This window comes from Streptococcus hillyeri (assembly GCF_041081565.1).
Lineage (GTDB): Bacteria > Bacillota > Bacilli > Lactobacillales > Streptococcaceae > Streptococcus > Streptococcus hillyeri.
Window position 1 is genome coordinate 734904 of the sequence record NZ_CP163513.1, and the last position, 19641, is coordinate 754544.

10 protein-coding genes are annotated in these 19641 nt (G+C 40.1%); all 10 read left to right on the forward strand.

Annotation, left to right across the window (positions count from 1 at the left end; all coding sequences use genetic code 11):
- Window positions 1-25: 25 nt before the first annotated feature.
- The 10 genes from AB6M99_RS03605 (at window position 26) to AB6M99_RS03650 (ending at window position 19481) form a co-directional block, all read left to right on the forward strand.
- On the forward strand, window positions 26-823 hold the full coding sequence (locus tag AB6M99_RS03605; RefSeq protein WP_121836099.1) for a dihydroorotate dehydrogenase electron transfer subunit: 798 nt from the start codon (window positions 26-28) through the stop codon (window positions 821-823).
- Window positions 824-831: 8 nt separating this feature from the next.
- Window positions 832-1779: a dihydroorotate dehydrogenase gene (locus tag AB6M99_RS03610; protein WP_121836098.1), complete on the forward strand. Its 948-nt coding sequence runs from the start codon at window positions 832-834 to the stop codon at window positions 1777-1779.
- Between the two features lie 907 nt (window positions 1780-2686).
- The gene (locus tag AB6M99_RS03615; protein ID WP_183121701.1) at window positions 2687-3217 is read left to right on the forward strand and encodes a TlpA disulfide reductase family protein; all 531 of its coding nucleotides are present in this window, start codon (window positions 2687-2689) and stop codon (window positions 3215-3217) included.
- A gap of 31 nt (window positions 3218-3248) precedes the next feature.
- Window positions 3249-5108 carry a G5 domain-containing protein gene (locus tag AB6M99_RS03620; RefSeq protein WP_369351102.1) on the forward strand — a complete coding sequence of 620 codons (1860 nt, stop codon included), beginning with the start codon at window positions 3249-3251 and terminating at the stop codon, window positions 5106-5108.
- An 18-nt stretch (window positions 5109-5126) separates the two neighbouring features.
- Complete coding sequence (locus tag AB6M99_RS03625; RefSeq protein ID WP_369351103.1) at window positions 5127-12854, forward strand: isopeptide-forming domain-containing fimbrial protein; 7728 nt, start codon at window positions 5127-5129, stop codon at window positions 12852-12854.
- A gap of 803 nt (window positions 12855-13657) precedes the next feature.
- Complete coding sequence (trpX, locus tag AB6M99_RS03630) at window positions 13658-14656, forward strand: tryptophan ABC transporter substrate-binding protein (RefSeq protein WP_121836435.1); 999 nt, start codon at window positions 13658-13660, stop codon at window positions 14654-14656.
- 25 nt (window positions 14657-14681) lie between these two features.
- On the forward strand, window positions 14682-15548 hold the full coding sequence (locus AB6M99_RS03635; RefSeq protein ID WP_121836436.1) for an ABC transporter permease: 867 nt from the start codon (window positions 14682-14684) through the stop codon (window positions 15546-15548).
- Entirely contained in the window at window positions 15545-16303 is a 759-nt protein-coding gene (locus AB6M99_RS03640; RefSeq protein WP_121836437.1) for an ABC transporter ATP-binding protein, read from the forward strand. The genes AB6M99_RS03635 and AB6M99_RS03640 overlap by 4 nt, the downstream gene beginning before the upstream one ends.
- 269 nt (window positions 16304-16572) lie before the next feature.
- Window positions 16573-18234 (forward strand): ribonuclease J, encoded by a 1662-nt coding sequence (locus AB6M99_RS03645; protein WP_121836438.1) that lies wholly within the window; start codon window positions 16573-16575, stop codon window positions 18232-18234.
- 482 nt (window positions 18235-18716) lie between these two features.
- Window positions 18717-19481 carry an alpha/beta hydrolase family protein gene (locus tag AB6M99_RS03650; protein ID WP_121836439.1) on the forward strand — a complete coding sequence of 255 codons (765 nt, stop codon included), beginning with the start codon at window positions 18717-18719 and terminating at the stop codon, window positions 19479-19481.
- Window positions 19482-19641: the final 160 nt, after the last annotated feature.

Consider the following 19641-nt stretch of genomic DNA (forward strand, 5'->3'; position numbering starts at 1 on the left):
TTTGCATATAGAAAGTGAGGTTATTATGGGCTTTGATTATGATAAAGAGGTTATTTTAAAAGAAGTGATGACGATTGTTAGTCAGCGTGAAATTGCACCATCTATTTTTGAAATGATTTTAACAGGTGACTTGGTTCAACAGATGAAAGCAGGACAGTTTTTACATATACGTGTGCCAGATCCTTCAAAATTATTGCGTCGTCCTATTTCGATTTCTGAGATTGATAAGGAAAAGGGGCAAGTAACCATTGTTTATCGAGTTGAGCGTGCAGGGACAGCAATTTTATCTCAGCTTAAAGCAGGAGATAAGCTTGATGTGATGGGACCTCAGGGAAATGGTTTTGATTTATCGGTTGTAGAAAATGGTCAGACAGCTCTCCTTATCGGAGGAGGAATCGGCGTACCTCCACTTGTTGAAACAGCTAAGCAATTATATGAGAAAGGCGTAGAAGTTATTTCAGTGATTGGTTTTGCCAATAAAGATGCTGTTATTTTAGAAGAAAAGCTGCGCCAGTATGGTGATGTCTATGTCACGACAGACGATGGAAGTTACGGAATCGAGGGCTATGTATCGACTGTCATTGATACATTTGATTGGACAGCGGATGCTATTTACAGTTGTGGTGCACCAGGTATGCTCAAATATGTTGATCAACGATTTGAAAATCACCCACATGCTTTTCTATCTATGGAAGAACGCATGGCTTGTGGTATGGGAGCTTGCTATGCCTGTGTTATTCATCTAAAAAATGAAACAGATGCTGCTAATAAAAGAGTTTGTGAAGATGGTCCAATCTTTCCAACTGGGACTATTGTTTTATAGGAGGTTTTATGTCTAAACGTTTACAGATTTCATTACCCGGTCTTGACTTGAAAAATCCAATCATTCCTGCTTCTGGTTGTTTTGGTTTTGGTCAAGAATACGCTAAATATTATGATCTTAATCAACTCGGTTCGATTATGATTAAAGCAACAACAGCGCAGCCTCGTTTTGGTAATCCGACACCTCGTGTTGCTGAAACACCATCCGGTATGCTCAATGCCATTGGGCTTCAAAATCCGGGAATTGATGCAGTTTTGGCAGAAAAATTACCATGGCTAGCTCAGCATTTTCCTGATTTACCTATTATTGCCAATGTAGCAGGATTTTCAAATGAAGAATATGCCTATGTGTCTGGGAAAATCTCCAAAGCACCAAATGTTAAAGCCATTGAGCTGAATATCTCATGTCCCAATGTTGACCACGGGAATAACGGTTTATTGATTGGGCAAGTCCCAGAATTGGCTTACGCAGCCGTAAAAGCAAGTGTTGAAAATTCTGACGTCCCAGTTTATGTCAAATTAACCCCAAGCGTTTCTGATATTACAATGGTAGCTAAGGCAGTCGAAGATGCGGGAGCAACAGGCTTTACCATGATTAATACCTTAGTCGGAACACGATATGATTTGAAAACGAGAAAACCAGTCATTGCCAATGGTCAAGGTGGTATGTCTGGTCCAGCGATTTTTCCAGTAGCACTCAAATTAATTCGTAAAGTGGCACAAATGACAGATCTTCCAATCATCGGTATGGGTGGTGTGGATTCAGCAGAAGCTGCGCTTGAAATGATGATAGCAGGTGCTTCGGCAATCGGCGTTGGAACAGCTAATTTTACAGATCCCTATGCCTGTCCTAACATCATTGCAGATCTGCCTAAAGTGATGGATAAATATGGCATTTCGGATTTAGAGACCCTAAGAAAAGAAATGCGACAAGAACTGAGAGAGAGACTTTGTTAAATCTCCTGTTCCTTGTGCTTTCTTGTAATGATTATGTACATTGAAGTTACAACGTTGATGTTTCTGTAGTAGTAGCGAATAGTAAATTTATACTCATCCAAAATCAAAATTAGCATTTTAGAACCTCTAATACTTTTGATGGACTACCGAACGAAGTGAGGCTAAAATGTTTCTTTCGCTATAGTGGTATTCATATCAGTGACACTGTCCAGTGGACAGTGTCAGCCTGAACTTAGAAATCAAAAAGCGAGGGGAATTTGTTTGATATGAACGGATTTTTGGGAGAACTACAGAAATTGAAAGTCAATTTCGTAGTAGTTCCCCCGCAAGGATGATTAGGGTGGACGCTGTCGAGTAGTCGACAAGTACATCCAATCATCTACTGCGATAGAGATAAGCTCAAATCTAGCAATGAAACTCCGTAGGAGTTTTGATGTTGACTTTGTCAACTCTATTTCCCACCTCAAAAGGTTCCCCAAACCTTATCGACTGTGACGAACTCTGTTCGTCTTATTTCCCACCCCCAAAGGTCTCCCAGACCTTTGGAGCGTCCGCACTTTTAAGAAAGAAACAAAAAGTAATTTTTGATTTTTGTTAAGTATTAAACGTTATAGTAATTCATGACTAACTAGTCGCAAATTTTGAAAGAATTATAAACATTATATAAAAATATGCACCACCCACAAAATAGACGATAAATAAAAAAATGCACATTTAATGTAACTTGAGTATTTTTTAAAGCTATTTAAAGAAGAAACTGCGCATAAAAGGTATTAAATATGCATAAAAGTTCTTGTTAAAAGTTTGAAATGTGATATAATTTAGAATGGATTTAATAACCAATTTTTTCAGAGGGGGTGTTGACTGTTTGGGGAGATATAAGTATTTCATCATATTAGTGATTGCCATGCTTATAGTTGTAGTTGGGGGAGTTGTCCTCACAATACGTTCACAGTTAGGTTTAGAATCCGCAGGTAAACAAGAAAGTCAACTTGTAGACAAAGGGTTAGAGAAGGAGCCCCTGCCAGAGTTTGTGATAACAGACTCATCAGGTAAGGAGGTAAACTCTAGCTCATTTATAGGGAAACCGACCGTGATTATGGAGTGGGCGAGCTGGTGTCCAGATTGCCAAGCGGCCTTGCCGTTCATGAATGAACTCTATGATGAGTACAAAGATGAGGTCGCATTTGTGTTTATCAATGCGACAGGAACAGCTAATGGTGAGGAGACGCAAGAAGTGGCCTCAGCGTACATTGAAAAAGAAGGCTATAGCTTTCCTTATTATTACGATGTGACATTAGATGCAGCGACGAAGTTAGGGGTTGAAGCCATACCGACCTATCTTTTCGTCAACGCAGAAGGAACGATTCAAAAGATCGCCTCTTCAGAAGCAGATAAGTCAACCGTTGAAAGTTCCTTGCAAGAACTTTTACAGTAAGCAATTTTAAATTGCTAGAAGGAGATATTACATGGAGAAAAGAACAAAAAAAGCGGCCGTGATGTCAGCGATTACCCTCTTATCAGTAGGGGTCCTGTCACCGTTGCCTGAACTTATCGCGAAAGGGCAAATCGTTGCCCACGCAGAAGAACCCCCAGCGGATGAAGATGTACCAAGCGGTCCTGAGATGAAGATGTTCAAGGACACACGTGCCTTGATTAAAAGTGCACGTGAAATGATGGCAGAAGGCGAAGAAGGGCTTGAGTTTGCCAAAGAAGATTTTGAAAAAATTCCACTAGCGGCACTTAAAAATATTAAAAATATTGAAGTTAAGGCCCCTGGCTTGTTAGCAGAAGTTGAAAAACTTCGTCAGGAGTTGTACGGAACGACTCCAGCTCCGCAACCAGACCCTAAACCACAGCCCACCCCACCTGGTCCAGTTGAAACGACAGAAGAGATTGTAGTGATTGAGTCAATCGCCCCAGGAGAAAAACGTGTGGCAAATCCAGATATGGAGGAAGGTAAAGAAACACGTACGCCAGGTAAAGACGGTGAAGCGCTAGTGACTTATAAGGTCTACAAAAAAGATGGCGTTGAATATAAGCGTGAGGCGATTAGCCAAACGGTCAAAACAGCACCGGTTGATACCATTATTGAATACGGTACAAAGAAAGCACCAGTTGTTGTGGTTTCAGAAGTTAAGGTAGAAGAGCCAGTACCATTTACCAGTCGTGAGGTTGACAATCCAAACCTTGAAAAAGGTCAACGAAAAGTGGTGACCCCAGGTAAAGATGGTGTTAAGACGGTCACTTATTCTGTTCGTACGGTAGATGGTAAGGAAACTGAACGTAACAAGGTTAGTGAAGAAATCACTACTCCAGCAGTTGAAGAAGTGATTGAAGTTGGCACAAAAGAAGTCACCGTTATTCCGGGAACGCCAATTGTTGTGCCAGTCGTTAAAGATGAGACCAAGACCGAAGTGATTCCGTTTGAGAAACAAACGCGTGAGAACTCAGAGTTAGCGAAGGGAGAAACGCGTGTCGTTCAAGAAGGTAAAGATGGAGTTCGTACGATTGTTTACACCGTGACAACAGTAGATGGCCAAGAAACAGGTCGCGTTGTCAAATCAGACACGACAACCCCAGCAGTGCCAGAAATCACAGAAATTGGTACAAAAGAAGTCACCGTTATTCCGGGAACGCCAATTGTTGTACCAGTCGTTAAAGATGAAACTAAGAGTGAAGTGATACCGTTTGAGAAACAAACGCGTGAGAACCCAGAGTTAGCGAAGGGAGAAACGCGTGTCGTTCAAGAAGGTAAAGATGGAGTTCGTACGATTGTTTACACTGTGACAACCGTAGATGGTCAAGAAACAGGTCGTGTTGTCAAATCAGACACGACGACCCCAGCAGTAGCAGAAATCACAGAAGTTGGTACAAAAGATATTCCTGTTACTCCAGCGCCATCGAAACCAGTTGTTAAGACGGAAACTAAACACGAATCTATTCCATTTGAGAAACAAACGCGTAAGAATCCAGAGTTAGCGAAGGGAGAAACGCGTGTCGTTCAAGAAGGTAAAGATGGTATTCGTACGATTGTCTATACTGTGACGATGGTAGATGGTAAAGAAGTTAGTCGTGTGATTAAAGCTGAAGGAACAACTCCGGCAGTTCCAGAAATCATTGAAATTGGAACAAAAGGAGTGTCAGGGACAACGACTAAGAAAACAGACACCAAACCAGAGGCTAAATCATCAGTAGCTGGAGCCAAAGCAGAAGCTAAAGCAGTGTTGCCAAAAACAGGTGAACAAAAATCCTTGTTAGCAGTTATTGGAGCAGCTGTGTTGGCAGTGCTTGGTGGCTTGATGTGGTTTAGAAAGAGAAAAGAGTAGAGAGTAAAGAGATAGGATATGAAGAAAAAAGGAAATGATAGGAGACATCCCAATGGCTTGTTAAGTTTATTGGCGACGTTAGGGTTATTATTCCCAATGTTGTTAAACTTAGTAGGTGGCATTGTCGTAACAGCGACAACGAGCATTGGTAATGTCTCAACGACTACGACAGCTCCTAAGGTGACCCAAGAGGGCTGTGCGATTAAGATTGAGACAACTGAAGAAGTTGCATGGGCATTACCCCGTCAACCCATTGACTTGGTAATTTTGCAGGATACATCAGGTTCATTTAGAAATACTATTGACAATATCAAAACTGCATTGACAAAGTTAACAACGGCTGTTCCTGCTGAAAAGTACGACTATAATAAGCCGAAATTAGTTTTTACTAATGATCCCAAAACAACAGACCGCGTCATGATTGGTACTTATCAGGGGATTGATAAGCAATATATCTATACAGGTGGTTCTAGCTTTTCAGGTAATTACGTTCTTGCGAACGATGGAAAATATGATTTTGATTTTTCAGAATTGACAAATGATCCTGGAAAAATTAAAACTTTCTTAGATAATGAGGTTACGAAAGAAGCGGCAGCAGGAGGAACGCCAACAGTTCCGGCCATTGATGACTTCATGAAACAGTATCAAGTGGCTAAAGCGGCAGCAGGCAACAATGACAATCGAAAGACAGTGTTCTTGCTTATCACAGATGGTGTAGCAAACGGTGTTCGCAAAGATAACCAAATTGTCATTGAGAAGACAAAAGAACGAATTAAGAAAATTGCTAACTATTATGGCTTTACCCAGGAGATAGTAAATGAGTTCGGAGGTTATGAATATTATACCACTCTCAATCCAAAGCTTGGAAACCATAAGGAGTTACGCGAGGGAGGATGGGACTATTCGGTAAGATACGATCCATACGATCCATATAGAACTCCGTATTACTTCTTTACACTTCCAGAGGGAGCTCAAGACTATATTACTCGTTCTCAAGAATTAGTTGATCGTGGAAATAAACTGAAGCAAGAATTAGGAAGTAATTCCGAAGTTGTTATTGGTTTCTGGGAAGATATTGCTAACTTTAGAGTTGCTCAACAATATGGTGACGGATACGAAGGTGGATACCTTAACAAATATGGTATCGACGATGGAGCAACAAATGCACCAGTTCGTAATGTGTTCCATGATGCTTTGCATACGATGGCTTCGCCAGATAAAGTTGTTAATGGGAAAAATGTATCATTCTATGTAGATGAACAGAAGGATGTTGATCTTTTTGCACAAAAGGTTCTTGACTCTGTAACTGCCGCAATGGTTAGAGAAAATGTAAATGGAGAGTTTGAAGTTACCGAAGGCTATAAGGTAGAATCTGTCACAATCAATGGCAAGAAAGTTGTTGAAACTGTTAAGGATGATACAAAAGAAATCCCAGGTACGGTAAAACAAGAAGGACGCAAGGTTACTATTTCTGTACCAGAAAGTGTCTTTAACCCGGGTAACAACAAGTTTGACTACGAGTTAAAACGTACCGAAGAAGCAGAAAACTTGGATGAGGCGGATGAAACAGAGCCTCCTGCGAACTACACGCCACCAAAAGTAGAGCGTGAAGTAGGTCAATTGGTAGGTACCTTTAAGGTAGGAGACTATGAAAGTGCGGAAATTGGTTCTAAAACACCAACGCATGTCCAAGTAACGGACCTTAAATACTGTTACCCACGTGTCACAAAAGATGTTAAAGATAAAGACCAGTCTAACGATAAGAATGGTGATGATGGTCAAACAGGACACATTGCCCAAGACCCATTGCTTGTAGATGCGACTAATCCAGCTAAAACCATCAAACGTCCATCTTATGCAGCATCATTGACAACGGAAGGTGAAGCCTTTACTTACAGCGTTGATTACAACATGTACAACGTTGCCCTTGAGATGAAGAAAAATGTTATGTTTGTGGACGCACTCGATTATCGCGTGAAGTTTATCAGTGCTAAAGTCACAGACGACCAAGGGAAAGAGTTGCCAGGATTCACAGTTTCTACAAAAGAAACACAAGATGACAATGGTAACGCCAATACAACCATTATCGCTGATGTTCCACAAAATAAAGGTGAACAAACCAAAGAAGTGAACGAAGGTGAGTATGGTGGTCACAAGTTCAAGAAATACCGTCTTGTTATCACTGCAGAAATCAAGGATGAATACAAACTTGACAAGAATGCAACTGAGTACTACAAGATGATGCAGGAAAATGATGGTTTAGGTTTTGCGAACCAAGCTAAGATTGTTTGGAATGGTGACACCAAAGACTTGAAGGATCCAAACGCGAAAACGCGTCGTTCAAACAACGTCTTTGTAACTCCACCATTAGAAACAGATATCACAAAAGAAGTCACACAAGAAGTTAAACCAAAAGAAAAAGGTTCAGAACACTTAGACTTACCAGCTGTTGATGATACTTATTTCTATACTATCGAATCCACATGGCCGGGTATCTTCGATGAGTACCTAATTGAAGATATTCTTGTTCCAGAATTGGAATCATTGAATAAAGATGGTGAAGATAAAGTTTATGTCAATGGTCAAGAGTCTGAAGTATTGAAAAAATACTTGAAAGTAGATCAAGTTGAAGACAATGGCAAAACCACTGACCGTGTTTACTTTGAATTGAAAAAAGAAGAATTGACGTCACTCGAGCTTCGCCGTATCAACCGTGAGATTGCGAAACTGAATGAAGGCAATGATGGCCCAGCTAAGATTAAACTTGGTATCAAGGCTAAGATTCGTGAAAACGCTGATTTAAGCAAATATCATGATGCTGAAGCAGATGGTCAAATCAAAGTACCGAATGAAGCTAAAGTAAAACTTAACAACAAATCGAAAACCTCTAAGAAAGTAACGGTAACGCCACCAGGTATGCCGCCAAAACCAGAGAAAACAGTAGATGAGAAACCATCGCTTACTCTTGGAGCTTTAGAACAAGTCTTTACATATGAAGTGAAGGCGACTGTACCAAAAGATGTTGCTGGTTTCACTAAGTTTGAACTTAGCGACGATCTTGAAGATATCTTGACCATTACAGAAACGAAAGTAACTGTAGGTGGAAAAGCAGATGCAGCAGTGACCGTAACAGGTGCAGCAGAGGCAAACGCTAATGCTACTACTAAAGGTCTAGTTGTCGCAAGCTTACCATCAGATAAGATTTCTAATTATAAAGGTCAAGAAATGGTCTTGACTATTAAAGCTCGCATCAAGGAAGGTGTCACAACTGAAGAACTTGGTAAATATGTAGACAACAGTATCCCTAACAAGGCTACGATTAAAGTTGGTGACAAACCAAACCAAACAGAAGATACCGAAAATGTTCCAGTAACGCCACCAGGCGAGACACCAAAACCAACGAAAACCGTTGATGACCAAGCAAGCTTAAATCTAGCAGGCTTAGAACAAGAATTCACTTACCGAGTGAAAGCAACTGTTCCACAAAATGTGACAGGCTTTACGAAGTTTGAGCTCAGCGATGATCTTGAGGATATCTTGACGGTTAAAGAGATTAAAGTTCTCTCAGCAGGTCAAGAAGACAAAGCAATCAAAGTAACAAGCGTTGCGGATGCGAATAAGGCAAAAGGTCTTGTTACGGCAACCATCGCTAAAGATGACCTTCCTAAGTATGCAGGCAAAGAGATTTCATTAGAAATTAAAGCCCGTATCAAAGAAGATGTAAAAGGTGAAGAACTTGCGAAGTATGTCACAGCAGATAATACAGCTGGTTCTATTCCGAATAAAGCAACCTTGACTGTAGGTGATAAACCAAGTCAAAAGAAAGAAACAGAAGAAGTTCCAGTTACCCCACCAGGTGACACTCCAAACGTTTCTAAGAAGATTAATGAAACCCTTGATAGTGCAGTTGTCTTACCAGAAGCAGACTACACTTACAACATTAAATCTACTTTGCCAAAAGATATTTCTACTTATAAGAAATTCAACATTGTGGATGAGGTTGATGAGCGTCTGACGGTTAAAGGTACGCCAGTTATTAAGGGAGAGGCAGCTAAATTCTTCAAAGTAACAGTGACTGGTCAAACCGTTACAGCTGAAATTACTGATTTTGAAGCAGCGAAAGCTTATGCCGGTAAAGAAGTTGAATTGATTATCACTGCCCAAGTGAAGAAAGATGCGACTGTTAAAGAAGGTGAAAATGGTATTCCGAACCAAGCGAAAGTTCAGTACCGTAATAAATCTCGTCAGGAAGGTGAACCTGATGAGGAAACGCCACCAACGCCACCAGTAACCGTAACGCCGCCAACCGATCCAACAGTTGATAAGAAGATCAATGGTGATAAAGACCACCTTGATGTTCCAGTTCAAACGGATTACACTTACAACATCAAAGCAAGCCTTCCAACCACAATCACGTCATACAAGAAATTTGTGATTACAGATACGCTTGACAAAGACTTGATGGTTAAAGGAACACCAACAATTACAGGTGACGCCGCTAAGTTCTTCGATGTGAAAGTAGACGGTCAAACGGTTACAGCCACAATGAAAGACTTCGCGAAAGCAGGCGACTTCGCAGGTCAACAAGTTGAGTTGGTCATCCCAGCGCAAATCCGCGAAGGCGTGACTCGCGTTAAGATTCCAAATACAACAAAAGTTGTTTATAACAACTCAACAGTTGATGGCGAGCCAGATAAAGAAACGCCACCAACACCACCAGTAACCGTAACGCCACCAACCGATCCAACAGTTGATAAGAAGATCAACGAAAAACTTGATCACTTAGATGTTCCAGTTCAAACGGATTACACTTACAACATCAAAGCGAGCCTCCCAACCACAATCACTTCTTATAAGAAATTTGTGATTACAGATACGCTTGACAACGACTTGATGGTTAAAGGAACACCAACAATTACAGGTGACGCCGCTAAGTTCTTCGATGTTAAAGTAGACGGTCAAACCGTTACAGCGACAATGAAAGACTTCGCAAACGCAGGTGAGTTGGCAGGTCAACAAGTTGAGTTGGTCATTCCAGCGCAAATCCGCGAAGGCGTGACTCGCGTTAAGATTCCAAATACAACAAAAGTTGTTTATAACAACTCAACAGTTGATGGCGAGCCAGATAAAGAAACACCACCAACGCCGCCAGTAACCGTAACGCCGCCAACCGATCCAACAGTTGATAAGAAAATCAACGGTGACAAAGACCACCTTGATGTTCCAGTTCAAACGGATTACACTTACAACATCAAAGCAAGCCTTCCAACCACAATCACGTCATACAAGAAATTTGTGATTACAGATACGCTTGACAAAGACTTGATGGTTAAAGGCACACCAAGCATTACAGGTGACGCCGCTAAGTTCTTCGATGTGAAAGTAGACGGTCAAACGGTTACTGCCACAATGAAAGACTTCGCAAACGCAGGTGACTTCGCAGGTCAACAAGTTGAGTTGGTCATTCCAGCGCAAATCCGCGAAGGTGTGACTCGCGTTAAGATTCCAAATACAACGAAAGTTGTTTATAACAACTCAACAGTTGATGGCGAACCAGATAAAGAAACGCCACCAACGCCACCAGCAACCGTAACGCCGCCAACCGATCCAACAGTTGATAAGAAGATCAATGAAAAACTTGATCACTTAGATGTTCCAGTTCAAACGGATTACACTTACAACATCAAAGCGAGCCTCCCAACCACAATCACTTCTTATAAGAAATTTGTGATTACAGATACGCTTGACAACGACTTGATGGTTAAAGGAACACCAACAATTACAGGTGACGCCGCTAAGTTCTTCGATGTTAAAGTAGACGGTCAAACCGTTACAGCGACAATGAAAGACTTCGCAAACGCAGGTGAGTTCGCAGGTCAACAAGTTGAGTTGGTCATCCCAGCGCAAATCCGCGAAGGCGTGACTCGCGTTAAGATTCCAAATACAACGAAAGTTGTTTATAACAACTCAACAGTTGATGGCGAACCAGATAAAGAAACGCCACCAACGCCACCAGTAACCGTAACGCCACCAACCGATCCAACAGTTGATAAGAAAATCAACCGTACATTGGAACACTTAGATATTGAACGTAACAAGTCTTACATGTATAATATCTATGCAGAGATTCCAGGAGATATTGAAAATTACACCGAATACGTTGTAACAGATGATGTTGATCCTGCTCTTGGAATCAATGGTGACGTAGCTGTCCATGTTGATGGTTACACAACAGATGCCTTTAAAGTTACAGTAGAAGGCAACAAAGTGACTGCTACTGTTGTAGACTTTGCGAAACTTGCAGGTTACAAACAAGTTCAAATCTATATTCCAGCTTACATTAAGGAAGATGCAGATTTGACAACTTATGTTGATACCAAAGTACCAAATACAGCAAGTCTTGAGTTCACTAATGCAAGTGGCATCAAGAAACGTAAAGAAACTAAACCAGTAACCGTAACGCCACCAACGCCACCAACCCCGCCAACCCCAGAACCACCAAAACCAGGTGAGCCTGTGAAAACAGTTAGCAATGTTGAAGGTGCTGAACAAGCCTTGTTGTTGAAACTTGCCCAAGCAACAGATGCGTTTAGATTTGATGTTAAATCAGTTGTACCAATTGATAACTCAATAGATAACCGCACAATCTTGACAAGCCTCACTTTGATGGATACTTTGGATGACAATCTTAAAGTATCACGAGTAGGTGTGAAAGTGACTGATACTCCAAGTATCACGACTCCAGCAACAGACTTCAACTTTATTGATGAAGACGTTGAAGTTGCGAAACAAGAGCTAGAAGAAGCGCGTCAAAAACTTGAAGCCCTTCAAAAAGATACCTCTGCGGAATCACAAGAAAAAGTTGCAGCAGCTGAAGCAAAAGTTACTGAGCTTCAACAACAGCTTTCGGAAGCCCAAGCGGTATTAGACCAGCTTAAAGTAACAGGAACTACAGAAGCTGGTGACAATAGTGCAACACCAATTCAAACTCAAGAAAAAGTGGTTGCAGAATTTGAAGCACAGTTAGAAGCAGCTACCCTTGCCTTAGAAACGGTTAAAGCAGAAATCGCAAATGCGAAAAATGCGGAAGAGCTAAAAGTTGATATTTCAAACCAACAAGCAGTTGTTGATAAAGCGCAAGAAAAACTATCTGAAGCAGAAGCTAAGCAAAAACTAGTCAATGAAAAAGTAGCGTTGTTGAGTCAAGTTACGAAACAAGGTGAGTTAACGGCAGAGGCGATTGAAAAACTAGGTGGTACAATCAAAGTTGAAGGCCAAAACGTTACAGTGGACTTCAGTGATGAAGCGACAATGGAAGCGTTGAAAGGTCGAACAGTTACGATGATTATCTATACTGAAATAAAAGATGTGAAAGCTCTTAAGAACGTTCACTTCAGTGAAGGTATTGATAACACAGCAACGGTTCAATTTAACCACGATCCAAGCGTTGATTTGACGAAGAAAACGAACAAAGTAACAGTTGTTCCACCGAGTCCAAATCCACCAAAACCACCGGTTCCAATCAACCCACCTACTCCAAATAATCCGCCTTCAGGTAATACCCCACCACCAGGTGAAACACCACCACCAGGTAATACACCTCCAGGCAATACCCCACCAACACCTCCAGCAAACCATAAACCAAACTTGCCAGCAACTGGTGATAGCACTACCTACCTTGCGGTAGTTCTAGGAGTTATGAGTTTAGGTTTAGGTACATGGGTTATGAGAAAGAAACGTGACTAAAGAGAAGGCATAAGCGATAGCTTAAACTTCTAGAGGCAGAGAAAACTCATTCTCGCTTGATTAGAATGTTTCCTTAAAAAGAGAGAAGACCAAATGAAAGGTCCTCTCTCTTTTTTGTACCATTGGGATATTGGTAGTGACGTAAGCGTCCAATAACGAAGTACCTGTAAAAATCTCTCCCTCTCCGTTATACTGTCATTAGAAAACAGAAACGGAGGATTTTCATGATGTCAATACCTATCGTTCCTTTGGGTTCGCCCCATCAATCTCGTCAGATTGAAAAGAAATGTAAAACTAATCTTCTCCTCAAACTAAGATTAGGTAAACTAGAAATCAGTTGCTTTTATCCCCTTAGTCAAGATCAACTAGATTTTATTCTAGAAAAGGTACTTACTTATGACCGTCAGGCTCAATGATTTAGGGCAGGTCTATCTTGTCTGTGGGAAAACCGATATGATCCTTGATAAAAGGATAAAATGCCAAAAGGATAAAATGCCAAAAAATTTAGAAAATTTTATAAAAGGGCTTGCAATTTTACAAATTTAAGTTATAATTAAGAAAATTAAACGAGAGGAGTCTTTGACATGAGAGCATTCACATCTACAAACTGGCAAAGCTGGCGTCTGTAACGTTGTGTTTATGTTTTGGCATAGATACGACTTTTTGGAGTACTTCAAAAAAGTATCTGTGCCGCTTGTCTTAGACTTCAAAAGAAAAGCGTCATAGGAAACTAGGCGCTTTTTTGCATACTTCCTTTATCATTGACCGTTTAGCCTAGACTTTATTGAAAAGAAGGAAAACTTATGAAACACAAAGGACTTATTGCCACACTTATTGCCATCACACTCTTGACTGCATTTGCTATTTTTTCTAAGGAAAATGGCAGAGCACCAAAATCCTCTGAGAATCAGGTTGTTAGAATCGGAATCTTACAGTTCGTTACCCATGAAGCCCTTGATGCTATTAATAAAGGCATCGTCGATGGCTTAGCTGATGCAGGTTACGATGGAACAACTGTTCAATTAACACAACTGAATGCGGAAGCTGATCAGAGTAAAATCAAAACCATGTCAGATCAGTTAGTGAAATCTAATGATTTGGTCATTGGGATTGCCACCCCGGCAGCGCAAGGTTTAGCAAATGCAACAGCAGATGTTCCAGTTGTTATGGGAGCTATATCAGATCCTGTTGGTGCCAAATTAGTTACTGATTTACAAAAACCTGAAGGAAATGTCACAGGGACATCAAACATTGTTCCTGTCAAGCAGACTGTTGATTTGATTGGAAAACTCACCCCTAATGTCAAGAAAATTGGTGTTCTCTATGCAAGTAGTGAAGATAACTCGATTTCACAAGTCAAAGAGTTCCGCCAATCAGCACAAGAACAAGGGTTTGAAGTGATCGAGTATGCTGTTCCTTCAAGTAATGAGATTACCGCAACAATGGGGATTATCGTTGATAAGGTAGATGCTCTTTTTATCCCCCAAGATAATACCATTGCGTCAGCTTTTCCAACAGTAATTGGAGCAGCTAATGAAGCTAAAATCCCAGTGTATTCAAGTGTTGACACTATGGTTGCTCAAGGAAGTCTGGCAGCAATTTCTCAAAGTCAGTATGAACTAGGGAGAGAGACAGCTAAAATTGCTGTAAAACTTTTAGCGGGGAAAGAGGTTAACAAGGTTCCTGTCGCTATTATTGATACTGGTAAACCGCTTGTTAACCCTAAAGCAGCAGAGCTACTTGGGCTTATGCTTCCGAAAGATATCATGGAAGAAGCAGATATCGTAAAATTGCAAGAATAGATAAAACAATATTAAGGATAAAAACATGATTATTTCAGCAGTATCACAGGGGCTCCTGTATGGTATTTTAGGATTAGGAATCTACCTCACTTTTAGGATTTTAAATTTTCCAGATATGACGACAGAAGGATCTTTCCCTTTGGGAGCGGCAGTAGCAGTCACTTTAATCAATCATCATATCAATCCTCTTTTTGCAACTCTTTTAGGAATGTTAGCAGGTTGTTTGGCGGGATTAGTGACAGGCCTTCTCTATACAAAAGGGAAAATTCCAACTATTTTAGCAGGAATTTTAGTGATGACCTCAGCTAACTCAGTCATGTTAATGATTATGGGGAGAGCTAATTTAGGTCTTCTTGGCAGAAAAACATTAATGGATTTCTTGCCTTTTAGTAAGGATGTTAATGTTTTATTGTTAGGGGTGATTTCAGTTACCGTAGTGATAGCTTCTTTAATTTTCTTCTTACATACACAATTAGGACAGGCTTATATTGCGACTGGTGATAATAGGGATATGGCCAAGAGTTTTGGGATCAATACTGATCGCATGGAAGTGATGGGTTTGGTTGTTTCCAATGGGATTATTGCTCTTGCAGGTGCCCTTATTGCCCAACAAGATGGTTATGCAGATGTGCAAAAAGGTATTGGGATTATTGTTGTTGGTCTGGCTAGTATTATTATTGGTGAGGTACTTTATAGCAATTTAACACTGTTAGAGCGTTTGATTGCTATTGTTGTCGGCAGTATTCTCTACTGGGCATTGATTTCGATGATACTAGCTTTAGGATTCAATAGTAACTATTTGAAAATTTACAGTGCAATAGTGCTTGCGCTCTGCCTTATTTTCCCAACAGTAAAAGAAAAAGTTTTGAAAGGAGTGACCTTATCGCGATGACAAAAATTGTAGAATTAAAACATGCCACAGTTCGTGTTAATAATGGTTTTGATGAAGTCAAGGTTATTTTAGATGATGTTAATTTGACCATTTACGAACATGATTTTTTAACCATTTTGGGTGGAAACGGTGCAGGAAAATCAACCTTATTTAATGTCATCGCAGGGACGCTCATGTTGACCAGCGGCAGCATTTTCATCATGGGAGAAGACGTGACCCATTTACCAGCTGAAAAGCGGGCTAAGTATCTGTCTCGTGTCTTTCAAGATCCGAAGATGGGGACTGCTCCTCGTATGACAGTTGCTGAGAATTTGCTTATTGCTAAGTATCGTGGAGAGAAGCGCAGCCTTTTACCAAGAAAACTTCAGGAATTTTCGGATGAGTTTTTGGCACTTTTAGCAAAAACTGGAAATGGTTTAGAACGCCATTTAATGACACCAGCTGGTCTCTTATCTGGGGGGCAAAGGCAGGCGCTAAGCCTTTTAATGGCAACGCTAAAACGTCCAGAGCTTTTACTGTTGGATGAACACACCGCAGCACTTGATCCTAAAACCTCAACGTCACTGATGACTTTGACGGATCATTTTGTTAAAGAAGACCGTCTGACAGCCTTGATGATTACACATCGTATGGAAGACGCCTTGACTTATGGCAATCGTGTTTTAGTCATGAAAAATGGTAAAATCGTAAAAGACGTATCTGCAACAGAAAAAGCTCAGATGACCATCAGTGATTATTATCAAATTTTTGAATGAAAAGATCTGCCTCGTGCAGACTTTTTAATTGTCTTTTCAGAAAAATATTTTCAAATATGGTATAATACAAGGGACTGTAATTCGACTTACTAACCTTCGCAATTACTTGTGTGAAGGACGTAAGGAACGTTTGTAATTGATTTATTAAATAATTAGAGAAAATTTTTACGATTTTCTCAAGATAAAAGACATAAGAAAGGAGTGCCTAGTCAGTTTATCTAGGCTGGGGTTAAGGGAAGTAAAAATCTTAATCCTAAGGATTTTCAAGAATGAGTGATATTAAAATCATTGCCCTGGGTGGGGTGCGTGAAAATGGCAAGAACTTTTACTTAGTAGAAGTTAATGACGCGATTTTCGTTTTAGATGCGGGATTAAAATACCCTGAAAATGAACAACTGGGGGTAGATGTCGTTATTCCCAACTTAGATTATTTGGTTGAAAATAAAGATCGTGTTCAAGGTGTCTTTTTAACCCATGGACACGCTGATGCCATCGGAGCTTTGCCTTATCTTCTACAAGAAGTTAAAGTCCCTGTCTTTGGTTCTGAATTGACCATTGAACTGGCGAAATTGATGGTTAAAAACAACAATAACATCAAGAAGTTTAACAATTTTCATGTGGTTGATAGCGTTACTGAGATTGATTTTAAGGATGCTACAGTATCGTTCTTTAAAACGACTCACTCAATTCCAGAGAGTTTGGGAGTTGTGATTGGGACTGATCAAGGGAATATTGTTTACACAGGTGACTTTAAATTTGACCAGGCAGCAAGTAAATTTTACCAGACTGATTTAGGTCGTTTGGCTGAAATTGGTCGTGAAGGTGTCCTTGCACTCTTGTCAGATTCAGCTAATGCGACGAGCACTGTTCAAATTGCCAGTGAGGCAGAAGTTGGCGTTGAAATGAACAATGTGATTGAAGAAGCGCAAGGACGTGTGATTGTTGCAGCTGTAGCCTCAAACCTTGTTCGTATTCAACAGGTATTTGATGCAGCAGCACGCTTTGGTCGCCGTGTGGTTCTGACTGGATTTGACGTTGAAAATATTGTCCGCACAGCTATTAAACTTAATAAATTATCTGTCTTTAACGATCGCTTGATTATTAAAGCAAAAGATATGGACAAATATGAAGATCACGAATTAATCATTCTTGAAGCTGGTCGAATGGGTGAGCCGATTAATGGTTTGCAAAAAATGGCAATTGGACGTCATCGTTATGTCCAAATTAAAGATGGTGATTTAGTTTATATAGTTACTACGCCAAGTATTGCTAAGGAGGCAGTCGTAGCCCGTGTTAACAATATGATTTACAAGGCTGGTGGCTCTGTTAAGATGATTACACAAAATCTGCGCGTGTCTGGACATGCTAATGGGCGTGATTTACAGTTGATGTTGAATCTTATGAAGCCTAAATACCTTTTCCCAATTCAAGGAGAATACCGTGATTTAGCAGCCCATGCAGATCTTGCTGAAGAAATTGGTATGTTGCCAGAAAATATTTATATCGTGAAGCGTGGGGACATTATGCACCTGTCTGACCAAGGTTTCCTTCATGAAGGTGGTATCCCAGCTAGTGATGTGATGATTGATGGAAATGCCATGGGTGATGTTGGTAATATCGTTCTTCGTGACCGTAAAATTTTGTCAGAAGATGGTATTTTCATCGTTGCTTTGACCGTCAATAAACGCCAAAAGAAAATCATTTCAAAAGCAAAAGTTCACACACGTGGCTTTGTTTACGTTAAGAAGAGTCGTGATATCATGCGCGAATCTGCCGATTTGGTGAACACAACGGTTGAAAATTATTTTTCAAAAGACAATTTTGATTGGTCAGAATTAAAATCAGCTGTCCGTGATGATTTGAGTAAATTCCTCTTTGACCAAACAAAATGTCGTCCAGCAGTTTTACCTGTAATTATGGAAGTTCGTTAATCAATAGTAAAAATTCTACCGCACTTAGAGGTAGAATTTTTTGATAACCCCATTGTAAATTTTGGAGTGTTTTTGCCATTTTGTGCTATAATGATATAGTGTTTTAGCTTTAAAATGGTAAACTCGTTTAAGATAAAATGTCTCAGTCACAATGAATTCCTCTTCAATATATGGTTGTTTTATAATATTTTATTGCTGGTAGTTTCTGCAATCATTACGAGCGACGAAGTCGCCACAACTAGCACTTTCCGCAGTGGTGATAACACTAAAACTAATAAGTTTTAGTGTGTGGGGGTGAAATTGTCCAGTGGACAGTTTCAGCCTGAGCTTAGAAACCTGGGAGCGAAGGAGACCTAGGCTTGCCAAGAAGGAATGGAACTCTGTAGGAGGTCGCTTCCGCCCCATACCACATTAGGAGAAGTGCTAACAAAAATACTAAATAAAAACTAATTGACTTTAAAAATTAATAAGGGGAACAAAACATGGCATTTATGAAGATTGAATATAGCTCAGAAGTATTAAAACAGGATCGTCAGGTTACCGTGATTTATCCTGAATGTGGAGTTGGTGAGGATATTCCTGTTCTTTATCTTCTTCATGGAATGAATGGCAATGAAAATTCTTGGAATAATCACTCAAATGTCCAGCGTTTGGTGAAAAAGACGAATCTGATTGTTGTGATGCCTAATTGTGATAATGGCTGGTATACCAATACAGCTAGTGGAATGGCTTATTATGATGCGATTGCGATTGAACTCCCTCAGGTGCTGCGCCGCTTTTTCCCTAATATGACCACTAAGCGTGATAAAACCTTTATTGCTGGTCTTTCGATGGGTGGTTATGGCGCTTTAAAAATTGCTTTAACGACCAATCAATTTAGTTGGGCTGGTTCATTTTCAGGTGCCTTATTTACTGATGAAACCATATTAGAGCATACTACTGAGAATGAGACGCCTTATTGGACTGGGATTTTTGGTCCCCTAACAGCTAAAAATCTTTCTAGGCATTCTTTGACTTATCATGCAAAGGTTTTTGATGGACAAACAAATCTCTACGCTTGGTGTGGACAAGAAGATTTTCTTTTTGAAGCTAATGAAAAAGCTGTCGCTGACCTTAAAAAAATGGGGATTACAATTGATTACCGCAAATCTCATGGAACACATGAGTGGTATTATTGGGAAAAACAAATAGAAATTTTTCTTGAAATGTTACCGATTGACTATGTGAAAGAAGAGCGTCTTAGCTAGAAAATCATAGCCATCTTATTTCAAGATAATAATAAAAAAGCATAAAATCATCTGAAACAGATATGAGCTGTTCCTCGTGATTTTATGCTTTTTTATTATTATCTTGAATAAAGGTTAGAACAGCGTTAAGTAGCTTTGGTGGACTTTAGTTCTATCAGTA